This window comes from Bacillus sp. JJ1127, assembly GCF_036965845.1.
In the GTDB taxonomy this organism is placed as follows: Bacteria; Bacillota; Bacilli; order Bacillales; family Bacillaceae_G; genus Bacillus_A.
The window spans coordinates 5967-20131 of record NZ_JBALQK010000012.1 but is presented as its reverse complement, the minus strand read 5'-3'; the positions used below and the strand labels follow the sequence as shown (position 1 = coordinate 20131).

The following is a 14165-nucleotide window of genomic DNA, read 5'->3' as shown; positions in this document are numbered from 1 at the left end:
TTCTATAGGGTACATTTTACTCGTTGGCTCTTTCTGTTTTTACTTCGCATGTGGCAGAAAAAGGTCCTAACCGCTTCTATGCATGGCCAGATGCTCTCTCCCACTTAAAAAGAGGGGTTTTATGTCGGTTTTTTAATTGATGTATATATGTACGAGAGGAGTTCCGTAAAGTATGCGCTATGTTATTATAACAGGTACTTCACAAGGATTAGGCGAAGCAATCGCTACACAATTGTTAGAGGAAAACACAAGGCTCATTTGTATTTCTAGAAGACAAAATGAAACACTCATTGAAAAAGCAAAACAAAAAGGTATCCCTTTCACATTTCACTCAATTGATCTCCAAGATGTACACCATTTAGAAGCTCATCTTGAAACAATCTTTTTGTCCATCGAAAAAGAAAAAGTCTCATCTATCCATTTGGTTAATAATGCAGGTACACTTGCTCCAATGAAACCGATTGAAAAATCAGAGAGTGAACTTTTGATTACAAATGTGCAAATTAATTTAATTGCCCCAATGATTCTTACCTCTTCTTTTATGAAACATACAAAAGATTGGAAAGTAGACAAACGTATTGTAAATATTTCCTCAGGTGCTGGTCAAAAACCATACTTTGGATGGGGTGCTTATTGTACAGCGAAAGCTGGTGTAAATATGTTTACACAGTGCGTCGCTACAGAAGAAGCAGGGAAAGATTATCCAGTCAAAACCATTTCCTTTGCCCCAGGTGTTGTGGACACAAGTATGCAACAACAAATTCGTCAGACAGAAAAAGAAGATTTTATAAACTTAGATCGCTTTATTGCTTTAAAAGAAGAAGGAAAATTACTTTCTCCTGAATACGTCGCTAAAGCCGTTGTTCATCTATTAGAAACGAATGATTTTGAGCAAGGCGGCGTGATTCGTATCGATGAAAAATAGTTTCATAGAAAAAAGCTTGCATATAAGCGAGCTTTTTTATTTTACCCCGCATTAACGGGCAGTAATACTCCCACCTCAAAATTCAGCGAAAGCAAAGAAGTTAGGCGGGGGATAAACTGCCCGTAAAAGCCCGATTGGTGAGGGCTGATAATCAGTGGGGGATGAAGAAAATCCCCACTGATTAAAGTTTCACTTTATCGGTTCTAAAAATATTAATACAGATTCCATTATTGGTTCATAGCCTATCTCTTGATAAATCTTATTCGACGTTGGATTTGCTAAGTCCGTATATAACGTAGTTGTTTTATAGCCTTGGTTTAACATACGCTGACTGAGGGCAGCTACACAATTAGAAGCATATCCTTTTTTACGTTCTTCTTTCGGTGTATACACAAAATTGACTGTAATATTACTCTTAGTAGGTCTTGTTATTGCGGCTACCGAAACTAATCTCCCGTCTACTTCCCATCCAAACAATCGATTTGTACTTACTAATGTGCTTGCAGTTTGGTTTGCCTTTTCTTCCGTAGTTGGCAAATGAACATCTTCACAAAATTGATATATCCATTTTCCGATTAATGGTAATTCTCCGCTGTTTACTTGACGGAAAACGCCATGTTCATCCCATCTTTTCTTCACTTGTTTTAATTCATATACCCCTTGATTCATACCAATAGAGAGTTTCTTTTGTTCTAGTTGTGCAATTTCATCAGCTAACTGTTTCACGATTCGTTTTTCACCAATTAATCCAGGTATATCTGGATACACCTTTGTTAATTGCTTCGCGATTTCCTTTATCACCTCTTGTGACCCCTCGCATGTAGCAACAATCATTTGTTTTTGCTCAGTTTGAAGAAATATGAGAGCAATTTTTTCATTTTGCTTTGCTACTGCCATAAACAACGGACTTTCCGCGAACTGTAACACTCCTAATAATAAATTATTTTTTTGCTCATTCATTTCTAAAATTGGAGCAACATCCTTCTTAAAATGAGAAATATCTTCATATACCTGTAATTGAACCATCGACAATCTCTTCCTTCTATTTATATTTAAATAGAGCATTGGCGATTGATTCATCAAATCCTTCTTTTACGATTCAATAATATTTAAGACTATCATCATTACTTCTTTTTCAACTTGTGAGATCCGCTCTTTTTCCTTCTCGAATTTAACTTCTTCTTTCTTAAAAAGCTCTCGCCTTTTTTGAATCATACGCATCATTTCTGTTTTACTCGGCCCACCATATACAATTCGTTTTTCAACAAACGCTTCTGGTGATATTATGTCCTTCCATTCTTTTTCTGAAAGCATCACCTTAAAGTTTTCTTGTAAGTACATATTTATTTCTGTGAAATTGAGTTCGTGTAAATCTTTTTTCTGCTTTAAAGACATCATTGCGATATCGCTTGCAGCCTGATGAGCACGCCGGAAAGGAACATGGTAATTCTTTGTTAATATATCTGCAAAATCCGTTATCGTAATTGCATGTTTAAACGAGCGATTTCTTAACACTTTCTCTTCTACCTTCATCGTTCGAATCACTGCATTCATAATGCAAAATATACGAATCGCTTTTTCGATGCCTTCATACAAATAAGGTTGCAAGTCATCTTCTGTATCCACAATATCTCCAAATGGTGTATTATGAATCATTTGAAATACAGTGAAAGCTTCTCCAAGTGCACCACTAGTAAGCGCCCGAACATGCTCAATAGAAACAGGATTCCGCTTTTGCGGCATGATGCTACTGATTTGTACGTATGGGTTTGCAACAGTAATCCCATTGTATTCTTTCGTTGCGAATAGTAAGAAATCATGAATCCATCTACTCGTATTTGTCATTGTCACCATAAGTAACGAACTAACTTCCAACAAATAATCTGCACCTGCAACCGCATCATATGAATTCTCAATAACATTTGAGAAGCCAAGTAACGTAGCAACCCTCTGTCTGTTAATAGGAAAACTTGTCGTAGAAAGAGCTGCCGCTCCCATTGGTGAACAATTCACAAGATGATATGTCTTCCAAATCCGCTCTAAATCTCTTTGCATCACATCATAAACGGCTAACATATAATGACCAAATGTTGTTGGCTGAGCAGGCTGCGTATGTGTATAAGCAGGCATAATTGTTTCCATATGATCATCAACAAGTTGTAATATACTTTCTTCTAATAACATAAAGTGCTCTATTAAACGTAATAAATAGCGGCGTAAACTCATCCGATACATCGTTACTCCCATATCATTACGGCTCCTGCCAATGTGCATATTACTTACCAAATCATCATCCGCTTCTTTTACAATTAAATGTTCGATTAAAAAAAAGAGATCTTCATGCTTTGATGTATAAAGCAGTTGACTCTTTGGAATTTGTGCTACTTCCTCAACAGCCATTAAAATCTCCTTTGCTTCTTGTGGTTTCAATACACTTTGTTCAATCAGCATAATAATATGAGCTCTGTGAACCATGAACATATCTTGTAACAAATAATCTCGTTGAAATTCAAACACATGTTTCAGCACACAATCCGCATAGGTTTTCCCAGGGAAATCAGCGCCCTCATTCTGTATAAATTCTTCCTTACTTCCTTTCACCACCTTTTCCCCCTCTCGCCTAGTTATTACTAATCATCATACCCGGCAATTTCGAAAAGGTGCTTGTACAACAAAATAAACCCGATGCATGTCGCATCGGGTTTATTTAATAACAGTTGCATCATATTTGTCACTTTGTAACACCTGAAAATGTAAATTCAACAAGCGCTTACGTAGTTCAGCACTATCATCTTCATTTACATGATTTGCTAAGAAGACTATTTCTGTACAATTTCCATGTTTATCGGTAGCATAAACTGCTTTCGCTAACGTCCATGGTGTATAACCATTTTTCTGTCCAGCATGTCGAAATGCCTTGTGATATTTCTGGGCACTCATATCTGTTTCAACAAGACTTGCCCATTCTTTCTCTTCAGCCTTTGTAAAATTTTTTTTATGATTCGCCTTTTGAAGCAAGATCATATAATCATTTGCTGAAGCAGCTGGCAGCCTATCTGACCAGATCTTGTCATATTTTTCATCTAAATAAAGAGGAATTTCCTTTTGTAATAATGGACCTTTTTCTTTTAATCGTTCATGGATAACCACTGCATAATGACGATATTGTTCCGGAGACATTTCTCTTAGTTCTTTCTCTAATTTAGATTTTGGAACATGTAACTCCTTATGCAAATATCCAGGAATATATAATGATGAAACAATTGGGAATAGCGGCTCATGAGAAGGAAGTGATAAGCTTTTTAAATTTTGATTAATATTGTCTATTCCAAGTCGATCCATTAAATACTCTGTATTTGCATTTGAACTAAATTTTATCATTCCCTTTGCAACTTCTTCTAAAGAAACTGCATTTTCATCTATTTTCCCTTTTCGTTGTAAATATTTTTGCCATCGCTCTTGCGCACCACCGTCTGTATTTGGGACATAATAGCGATTCACATCATCAATGGAGACAAAACTAGAAGGATCGATTTTCCCTTCTGTAACTTGTTTCGTAAATTCAAGCGCAACAATTAATTTCATTGTACTCGCTACTGGTAATACAACATTTGGATTCACAGAATAAACAATTTTATCGTTTCTTTTTATAAGTATGGAACTATTCTTTTCATCTTTATGCTCTTCAACATATGAAGCTACATACTGCGCATCATCATTATTAGAACCCCACACTTTTTTCACTAAAAAGTTACCCGATATTAACAACACGAAAATACCCACAATTCCTGCACATACTATAACTTTTCTCAAGTGAATTCCCTCTCCTATTGTGTATCTTTTCTCTATTTTATATCATTACAAGCAAAATAATAGAGACGATTGTCTAAATAATCGTCTCTATTATTTTAACTTGTATTCTCCTATTATGTCTATGTCATAATTTTCACGAAATCGTCAAGAAACTTCTCGTAATGTAATGACCATCCGATTCGCACCCAATTTTTTAAAGCTTTTGCATCAGGTTGTGGCCGAAAATCAGCAACACTTTCTCCTTTAGCGATTCCACATGTAGCTACTTCAACGCGGCGATAAACATATTCTAAAAGCGATGGGTTCGCTGCTGCCATCATCGTCACCACATCGTGCACTGGACTTCCAGTTATTTTGGGATTTAATTTTTTATATGCTTTATAATAATAAGTAAAAATCGGTTCAATTAATTTTTTAAAATTGGTTTTTGAATTCTTTGTGATATATTTCACTGTTTCAGGTGTTATGATCGCTCCAGATGTTACGTTAAGAGGGATTAATGTAACATTTTTTGCATTTTGCATAACTAATTCAGAGGCTAATGGGTCACCATGAAAGTTTGCCTCTGCAACAGGTGTAACATTTCCTGGTATTAAAAAAGCTCCTCCCATTATATAATACTCTTTCACATATTTCATAAGTGGTTTTTCTAAAATAAAAGCCGTTGCTAATGTTGTTGATCTACCAGCATCTACAATAATCAGTTCCCCTTTGTATTTCTCAAGAATAGAAAAAAATTCACAAAAAGATTTTATATTTGGCGAAATGGTTTTAGGGGGACGAATTGGTCCCAATCCATCTGTACCATGAATTTCTGGATAATATGCTGTAATTTCTCCCGAAAAAGGAATTTTGGCTCCTTTAATAACCGGAATATCTTCTCTTCCAGCTAATTGTAATAAATATGCTGCATTACTTGTTGCCTTTTCTTGTGTGACATTCCCATATCCCGTTACCACACCTACAATATCAATTTCAGGGTGCAACAAGCCATACATAATCGCTAACGAATCATCGATCCCTGGGTCTCCTAAAAACAGTACTTTTTTCATAGACCTCAACTCCATCTTATCAATTGTTATTACTTTATGAATAAACAAAAGAACGCAGAATGAAAAACTCAATTTTATCATAAAAAAACCGTAGTTCTCCTCTTTAGAAGAACTACGGTTTTGTTTTTCCTTTTTCTATCCTTTTTATTACACTTCTTTTTTCACCGTCAATACACTACCCATTATATAAGCAATACATGCAAAACAAATTGGAAAGACTACGGTATGTATATGAAATGGATTTGGGAACCAAAGATGAACTATCATATAGGAGCCTACTCCAACAATAATGGATGCAAGTGCACCAATTGCATTTCCTCTCTTCCAATATAGCCCCAAAACAATCGGCCAAATAAAAGCCGCCTCTAAGCCACCAAAAGAGAATAAATTTAACCAAATTAAGAAATCTGGCGGTTTAATAGCTGCTGCATATACAAGTAAGCCAACGATACCAGTAATCCATAGGCTTCCTTTCTTCACAGCTTTGTCTGTAGCGTTTTCATTTATGTAGTTTACATATATGTCCTTAATAACCGAAGAACTCACAAGTAGTAATAATGAGTTTACAGTGGACATAATTGCTGCCATTGGTGCAGCCAAAAAGATTCCAGCAAGCCAAGGTGGTAATACTTTCATCGCAAGAAGCGGCATCACTTTGTCTGGTACAGTTATACCTGGAAGTACTACACGAGCAAATACGCCTGTTAAATGCATACCAATCATAATTGTACCAACAACAATCGTGCCAATGATTAAGGCTTGATGCATCGCCTTTGAGTTTTTATAGGACATAGCACGCACACTAATTTGCGGTAATCCAACAACTCCAACACCAATTAAAATCCAGAATGATGTCACATATGTTTTCGTTAAACTACCATCTGCTCCAAATGGCGTAATTAAATTGGGATTGATTTGAATGAGTTCATGCATGATCTTTTCAATTCCGCCACCAGCAATTACGGTTGCAATTAAAATAATTGTTGTCCCCACTAACATAATCATTCCTAGTAATGTATCTGATAAAGCGACAGCACGGAATCCACCGATTAAAACGTACACAAGTACAGAAAATGTAAAAAGAAATAAGGACGTTGTATACGAAAGACCTGTTAACGATTCAATTAATCGTCCGCCACCAACCCACTGCGCGACTGTTGCAGAAAATAAGAAAATGATAATACATAATGCCGAAAGAATAACGACTCCTTTATGATTATATCTTCCTTTCAAATAATCAATAAGCGTGATTGCTTCCATTTTCCTTGCTATAATTGCGAATTTTTTACCAAGGACAGTCAAAACGATGTAACCAGTTACAACCTGGATTGCTGATAACAGCACCCAACCAAGCCCCATATTGTATGCAATACCAGGCCCCCCGATAAAGCTACTTGCACTACCATACGTAGCAATCATTGTCATAGCTAATAAAAGACCGCCAAGTTCACGCCCACCTAGAAAATACTCTTGTAAAAATTTATTATGAGCCGTTGCTTTCACACGTCTTGACGCATATACACCAATTAAAAATACAACAATAAAAGAAATTATCATTGGAATTATTACATACCAATTCATCTATCATTCCTCACTTTTTTCTTCCTCATCGAGTGAAATATCTTGAAATACAAAACGTACAACTAAAATAAGAAGGATAACTATTACAATAAATCCAACTATGCAACTATAAAAAAACCACGCCGGAAAACCTAATACATATGTATATTCACTTGGATCCTTACTACCAAGTCCATAAGCAAATCCATACCATATTATGAAATTAATAAAAGCGAGTCCAAGACCGATTAACGCTTCTCTATTGGCAATTCGAAAACGTGGGTCATCATGATGCTTCTTCATTTTCTCCCTCCTCTCACGACGTATAATTGTACCATTGTTTTTCTAGTTTTTCCTACTAGAAAATAAAAACGTGCAGGAATTTTTATCATTATGTAGAAGCTAATGATTCATTACATATTTTTTACAATTGTAACATAAATGAAATTTGAATTTTCAGTCTTTGTTATTTATGATTTAAATTAGAGGTCTTTCACCTAGTTCCTTACAACCCTGCTATAGGAATAAACGCCGTCTCGTACTGCGTTTACATTATATTTTCAAGGGGGTTATACAATGAGTCAACTAGCTGTAAATCTTCATGAAAAAGTAGAGAAATTTCTTCAAGGAACAAAAAAGTTATATGTGAATGGAGCTTTCATTGAAAGCGCTTCCGATAAGACATTTAAAACTCCTAATCCAGCCACTGGCGAAACACTTGCGATTGTTTCCGAAGCTGGTCGCGAAGATATTCATAAAGCCGTAATGGCTGCAAGGCAAGCTTTCGACGAGGGGCCTTGGTCACGTATGAGCGGCGCTGAACGAAGCCGACTTATGTACAAACTTGCGGATTTAATGGAAGAGCATAAAGAAGAGCTAGCACAACTGGAAACATTAGACAACGGAAAACCAATTCGTGAAACGTTAGCAGCAGACATTCCGCTTGCAATTGAACATATGCGTTATTATGCTGGCTGGGCCACAAAAATCGTTGGGCAAACAATCCCAGTATCTGGTGAATATTTTAACTACACACGCCACGAAGCAGTTGGTGTTGTTGGTCAAATTATTCCATGGAACTTCCCGCTCCTTATGGCAATGTGGAAGATGGGTGCCGCTCTTGCAACTGGATGTACCATTGTACTAAAACCAGCGGAGCAAACACCTCTGTCCGCTCTATACTTAGCTGAATTATTTGAAGAGGCTGGATTCCCAAAAGGGGTTGTCAACATCGTACCGGGATTCGGTGAGACAGCTGGACAAGCTCTGGTCAATCATCCTCTCGTTGATAAAATCGCATTTACAGGTTCCACTCCTGTTGGTAAACAAATTATGAGACAAGCATCCGAAACATTGAAGCGAGTCACATTAGAACTTGGTGGTAAATCACCAAATATTATTTTGCCAGATGCTGATTTATCCCGAGCGATTCCAGCAGCGCTTTCTGGTGTTATGTTTAACCAAGGCCAAGTATGCTGCGCTGGGTCACGTTTATTTATCCCTAAGAAAATGTATGATAATGTCATGGCTGATCTTGTTCTTTATTCTAAGAAATTAACACAAGGTACAGGTCTAGATCCTCAAACAACAATTGGACCTCTTGTTTCTGAAGAACAACAAAAACGTGTAATGGGATATATTGAAAAAGGAATTGAAGAAGGTGCGGAAGTACTTTGCGGGGGAAATAAACCGTTTGATAAGGGATATTTTGTTGCCCCAACAGTATTCGCAGATGTAAATGATGAAATGACAATTGCGAAAGAAGAAATTTTCGGTCCTGTTATCTCCGCATTGCCATTTAATGATATTGATGAAGTCATTGAACGTGCAAATAAATCATCCTTTGGTTTAGCTGCTGGTGTATGGACAGAAAATATAAAAAATGCGCACTATATTGCAAGTAAAGTTCGCGCGGGCACAGTGTGGGTAAACTGTTATAACGTATTTGATGCAGCATCTCCATTTGGAGGATTTAAACAATCTGGTCTTGGTCGTGAAATGGGATCCTACGCATTAAACAACTATACAGAAGTAAAGAGTGTTTGGGTGAACTTGAACTAAATGAAAGGGCCTGACCAAAATTGGTCAGGCCCTTCTTTATTATGCAACCTTTTACACATGCAATCCACCGCTAACATGCAAAATTTCTCCTGTAATATAAGACGCGTAATCTGAGGCTAAAAATGAAGCTGCATTTGCAATATCTTGTGGTGTTCCAATTCGTCCCACTGGAATTCCTCCAACCATCTTCTCTTTCACTTTATCCGGTATTGTTTTTGTCATATTTGTATCTATAACTCCTGGGCAAATTGCATTGCAAGTAATTCCAAATCCTCCTCCCTCTTTCGCTGCTGTTTTTGTTAAACCGATGACCCCAGCTTTCGTTGCTGCATAATTCGCCTGACCGATATTTCCTTGCCAGCTAATAGAAGAAATGTTGATAATACGTCCATATTGTTGTTGTCTCATATAAAGTAACGCTGGTTGCATACAATAAAATACTCCTGTTAAATTCACTTGCATTACTTGTTCCCATGCCGCTTTCTCCATTTTGTGTAACATCGCGTCCCTTGTAACCCCAGCATTATTAACCAAAATATGTAATCCCCCAAATGTTTGAACTGCATATTCAATTAATGATTTCGCCTCACTTTGATTACTTACATCACAAGCATACAAACTTACTTTATATCCTTGTTCTACTAATTCATTTGTTGTTTCTCTTAATTTCTCTTCATTTACATCACTGATTAATACCTTTGCCCCTAATTTTGCGAAAGTACTAGCAATTTCTTTCCCTATCCCTTGCGCAGCTCCTGTTACAACAGCTGTTCTCCCATTTAAAAAGTCCATTACTTTCCCCCCATTTCTATCACTTATACTATATATTTCGGCTTTTTCCTTTCTAAATCCTTTTTGTATAAAAAAGTCTATTTGTGTCAAACTAAAGTTGCAATACAGCATAACACACAAGGAGATTGTGTCGAATGAACAAAAAGAACCTAAATCGAAAACAAGTTTCTGATGGCATTGATGTAGAGTTTTCTCGTGAACTCGCTGACCACGATGACTTAGAAGCAAATGCCCGTGCAGATGCAGCCGATGCACGTCAAAAACGCCAATCAACACAAAAATAAGGTACTACCTCCTAGTTCCTTATTCTTTTCAATTGGGACCTACTATCCACAAAAATAAACCGAGACAATTTCTCGGTTTATTTTCTATATTTTTTTATATAGTGTGCAAAAGTAAGTAATGGATATATATGAGGATAACTATGATAGCGAATATAAAAGCCGGATGGTAACCCTGTTCCTGTGGGGTATTCTTCATGCTCGGCAGAATGCTCGAGTAAATAAGAAATTCCTTTTCGAATGACTGGCGTTTCTGCGTCATAATAAGAAATAAGTGCATCGAGCGCCCATGCTGTTTGTGACGGGGTACTAAACGGTAACGAAACAAACCTTTTTTCTACGCTACTTCGGCAAGACTCACCCCAGCCCCCGTCGCTATGCTGCGTACTCTCTAACCATGCAGCTGCCTTTTGTAAAGCAGGATGAGTAGCAGAAACTCCTATTGCCCGTAAACCTGTAAGAACGGCCCAAGTACCATATATATAACTTATCCCCCATTTCCCATACCACGATCCATTCTTCTCCTGTGCATTCATTAACCATTTGATTGCTTGATTCTTTTGGTCACCTTTTAATTCATGTGGAGCATACGTTCCAAAAAACTCTAATACTCTACCTGTAAGATCTGCCGTAGATGGATCTGTGATCATATCATCTGCGTTTTCAAGAGGTAAATGAGAAAATAAACGATTTGTTACACCTCTTTCAAAAGCCGCCCAGCCCCCATCAATATTTTGTAATCCCTTCACCCAATCAATACCTTTCCCCCAAGCTTCTTGTACTCTTTGATTTCCTTCTCGACTCCGTGCCAATGCTCTCAAGGCAGCTGTCGTGTCATCAATATCTGGGATTGTCGTATTAATATCTGAAAATCCCCAGCCTCCAGCATCAAGTGACGGAGCATGTGCACTCCAATCTTTCTTCTCATTTTGCTGCCTTTTTAGTAAATACTCTGTTGCTGTTTGAATCATATGAGTATTCTGGGATACATTCGCTTCTTGTAAAGAATAGCTTAGCAACGCTGTATCCCATACTGTAGACGGTGAATTTTGCAAATGACTTCCGGTTTCCATGTTCCATACATAAGATTTCAATCCCGTTACTGCTCTAGTGATAAATGGAGACTGAACTCTATGCCCTAGTGCAAGCAATGCATAAATCATATAAAATGTAGCGCTAGCATAACTGTATAATGTACCATTTGTATCAATCCGTTCAACCATAAAACGTTCAGCTTCATTGTATCCTTTATAATGCAATGATAAGGGATACGATAAAAACTTTTTCACATCTCCAAGCAAGGTTTGGAACAATGGCGAGCGTTCTTCACGAAACCACTGCTTCTTACTCCCTCCTGAAATATAATCTAAATTAGGAAGTATTGCTTTTGATACGGTAAATCGTTTGTTCATACAAATCATCATCGGAATGAGGTGAATACGTGCAGAACTACTTAGCTCAAATATACTGAGTGGAGAATCTTCGGGCAAAAATAAAATTGGCGTTGGAAAGTGAAATAACGAAGGGTATTCATATTCCCCATGAAGTGCTAGTAAAAACTTCGTCATAAAGTGGGAGCGTGTAATACCTCCTCGTTCACGAATAAATGCTTCAGCCCGTTTCATATTTATGTCTTCTTTTGTATACTTTCTAGAGGCAAGTAAAGCCGCATATGCCAAAATTGTATTGGACAAGTTACCAACAGGTTCATCTTCGTATAATTTCCAAGTCCCTTCATTTGTTTGAAGAGATGCTAGTCTTGCAACAAACGGCTCTATTTCTTTATCTTGACCTAGTAATTTGAGTAAAAAAATCATATGACAATCCGTTAATGGTGAGCCTTCAAAACAAAATCGCCATGTTCCGTCTTGTTGCTGCATCGTCCGAAGTGCAGTAACTTTCCGCTCAACTTCCTCACGTACTTTTTCATATAGTAACACGCTCTTCACCCACCTTTTCTAAATCCGTATACGATATTCCGATTCGTAAACAATTATGTATGAAACAAATAAAAGCAGAACATGTAAAAATCCACGTTCTGCTCATAAACAATATCCAATTCCAACAACAATTCCTAAAATAGCCCCAACAACAACTTGATAAGGTGTATGTCCGACCAGCTCATTTAACTTCTTATATTCTGTTTGTCTACCGTGAAAAAAATCATTTAAAATCTTTGCCTGTTTGCTTACCGCAAGCCTTACTCCTGACGCATCATACATGACAATAATGGCAAAAATAACGGCCACAGCAAACACTGTACTCGTTACCCCTTCCACCATTCCAACACCTGTTGCCAATGCAGTAACAGTTGAAGAATGAGAACTTGGCATGCCGCCAGAAGCAAAAAACTGTGCAAAATCAAATTCTCCCGTCTTTACTAATTTAAAAATGACTTTTGTTAACTGCGCTAAAAACCAGGATAGTACAGCTGCCATAAGTGGATCATTATGTAAAATTGTTTCCATATTTCCATCTCCCTACTTACTGTAATGGAAATTCTATATTATAAGTATAAAGAAAAATGCGTAGAAAATACTACGCATTTATGATACTTTTGCTGATTTATTTTTAAGAAACTTCGGTTGCTTTTTTAATAGAAATTGTGTTTTTGCTATCGAAAATACAAATAACGCAATCCAAATAAAGAAAAATGCCATAATATGAGCAGATGTAAAATGCTCATGGAACACAAAAACACCTAAAATAAGACTAATAGTTGGTGCAATATATTGCAAGAAGCCTATCATATACAGCGGAATAAGTTGTGCCCCCTTAGCAAAATAAAGAAGCGGCAATGCTGTAACAGCCCCAGCTCCTAGTAACAGTAATGTTGAGGTAGTCGAAATAGAACCAAACGAACCAAAACCATGCTCCCCAACCATAAACAAATAAAGAACCGCAAATGGTGTAACAATCATTGTTTCCATCGTAAGACCAATCATCGCATCATAATTCAGTAATTTTTTCGTTAATCCATATAATCCAAATGTAAAAGCAAGTGAGAGGGCGATCCATGGAATCGATCCATATCGTAACGTTAAAATAATAACCCCTACTCCAGCTAAACCAACTGCAACATATTGCCAAAAGTTTAGTTTTTCTTTCAATACAATGGTACCAAGTAAAATACTCACAAGAGGATTAATATAATAACCAAGGCTCGCTTCAATGATATGATTATGATTTACAGCCCATATGTACACAAACCAGTTCCCACTAATCAAAATGGAAGCAATTGTTAACGAAATGAATAGTTTAGGACGTTTAAAAAGGCTCACAAGCTCACCCAAAAATTGACTAAATCGCTTCGATATCCCCAAAATCAGCAGCATAAAAACAAAAGCCCAAACAATGCGATGTGCTAATATTTCTTCAGCCGGAACTCCCTCCACTAATTTCCAATAAATCGGAAGAATCCCCCACATCATATAAGCACCGGCCGCATATAAAATTCCTTTTCTTTGCAGTGCTTTTTGACTCTCCATCTTCTCTTTTCTCCTCTTCTCTTTTTCTCTTCATTATAAGATGCACCTGTAAATCTTTACAAATATTCTCTACCTATCCTTTTCGACAATGTAATCATATTTTCAAAAGCCTTACTTATTCATAATAATATGTACTTCAAAATCTAATAGAAAACAGCTAAATTCCTTTTAGACATATATAAATCCATTTTCA

Annotated in this window: 13 protein-coding genes; 3 read left to right on the top strand and 10 right to left on the bottom strand. The window is 36.9% G+C overall.

Features of this window, described 5'->3' with window-relative positions; translation table 11 throughout:
* The first annotated feature begins 172 nt into the window (after nucleotides 1-172).
* Nucleotides 173-925, top strand: a complete 753-nt coding sequence (locus tag V7183_RS02145; protein ID WP_335358561.1) for a (S)-benzoin forming benzil reductase — start codon at nucleotides 173-175, stop codon at nucleotides 923-925.
* Between the two features lie 189 nt (nucleotides 926-1114).
* Here the strand turns inward: V7183_RS02145 and V7183_RS02140 are convergent, their stop codons facing one another.
* From V7183_RS02140 to V7183_RS02115, 6 genes are all read right to left on the bottom strand, one after another.
* On the bottom strand, nucleotides 1115-1951 hold the full coding sequence (locus tag V7183_RS02140; RefSeq protein WP_335358560.1) for a GNAT family N-acetyltransferase: 837 nt from the start codon (nucleotides 1949-1951) through the stop codon (nucleotides 1115-1117).
* Nucleotides 1952-2017: 66 nt separating this feature from the next.
* Complete coding sequence (gene argH, locus V7183_RS02135; protein ID WP_335358559.1) at nucleotides 2018-3526, bottom strand: argininosuccinate lyase; 1509 nt, start codon at nucleotides 3524-3526, stop codon at nucleotides 2018-2020.
* 102 nt (nucleotides 3527-3628) lie between these two features.
* Nucleotides 3629-4738 (bottom strand): serine hydrolase, encoded by a 1110-nt coding sequence (locus V7183_RS02130; protein WP_097897490.1) that lies wholly within the window; start codon nucleotides 4736-4738, stop codon nucleotides 3629-3631.
* A 119-nt stretch (nucleotides 4739-4857) separates the two neighbouring features.
* Nucleotides 4858-5871: a nucleoside hydrolase gene (locus V7183_RS02125; RefSeq protein WP_438825149.1), complete on the bottom strand. Its 1014-nt coding sequence runs from the start codon at nucleotides 5869-5871 to the stop codon at nucleotides 4858-4860.
* A 66-nt stretch (nucleotides 5872-5937) separates the two neighbouring features.
* A complete protein-coding gene (gene panF / locus V7183_RS02120; RefSeq protein ID WP_335358558.1) occupies nucleotides 5938-7371 on the bottom strand; it encodes a sodium/pantothenate symporter in 1434 nt (477 codons plus the stop codon).
* Nucleotides 7372-7374: 3 nt separating this feature from the next.
* Entirely contained in the window at nucleotides 7375-7653 is a 279-nt protein-coding gene (locus tag V7183_RS02115) for a YhdT family protein (protein WP_335358557.1), read from the bottom strand.
* A gap of 273 nt (nucleotides 7654-7926) precedes the next feature.
* Between V7183_RS02115 and V7183_RS02110 the strand changes: the two genes are divergently transcribed.
* Nucleotides 7927-9411, top strand: coding sequence for an aldehyde dehydrogenase family protein (locus tag V7183_RS02110; RefSeq protein ID WP_335358556.1), 1485 nt, complete (start codon nucleotides 7927-7929; stop codon nucleotides 9409-9411).
* A gap of 51 nt (nucleotides 9412-9462) precedes the next feature.
* Here the strand turns inward: V7183_RS02110 and fabG are convergent, their stop codons facing one another.
* Complete coding sequence (gene fabG, locus V7183_RS02105) at nucleotides 9463-10203, bottom strand: 3-oxoacyl-ACP reductase FabG (RefSeq protein ID WP_097897486.1); 741 nt, start codon at nucleotides 10201-10203, stop codon at nucleotides 9463-9465.
* A 134-nt stretch (nucleotides 10204-10337) separates the two neighbouring features.
* Here fabG and V7183_RS02100 point away from each other — a divergent pair, with 134 nt between their 5' ends.
* On the top strand, nucleotides 10338-10487 hold the full coding sequence (locus V7183_RS02100) for a YfhD family protein (RefSeq protein WP_141523215.1): 150 nt from the start codon (nucleotides 10338-10340) through the stop codon (nucleotides 10485-10487).
* A gap of 77 nt (nucleotides 10488-10564) precedes the next feature.
* Here V7183_RS02100 and V7183_RS02095 read toward each other — a convergent pair whose 3' ends face one another.
* The 3 genes from V7183_RS02095 to rarD form a co-directional block, all read right to left on the bottom strand.
* Complete coding sequence (locus tag V7183_RS02095) at nucleotides 10565-12424, bottom strand: terpene cyclase/mutase family protein (protein WP_335358555.1); 1860 nt, start codon at nucleotides 12422-12424, stop codon at nucleotides 10565-10567.
* Between the two features lie 102 nt (nucleotides 12425-12526).
* Nucleotides 12527-12952 (bottom strand): divergent PAP2 family protein, encoded by a 426-nt coding sequence (locus V7183_RS02090; RefSeq protein WP_335358554.1) that lies wholly within the window; start codon nucleotides 12950-12952, stop codon nucleotides 12527-12529.
* 78 nt (nucleotides 12953-13030) lie between these two features.
* Nucleotides 13031-13972 carry an EamA family transporter RarD gene (gene rarD / locus V7183_RS02085; RefSeq protein WP_335358553.1) on the bottom strand — a complete coding sequence of 314 codons (942 nt, stop codon included), beginning with the start codon at nucleotides 13970-13972 and terminating at the stop codon, nucleotides 13031-13033.
* Between the last annotated feature and the right edge of the window lie 193 nt (nucleotides 13973-14165).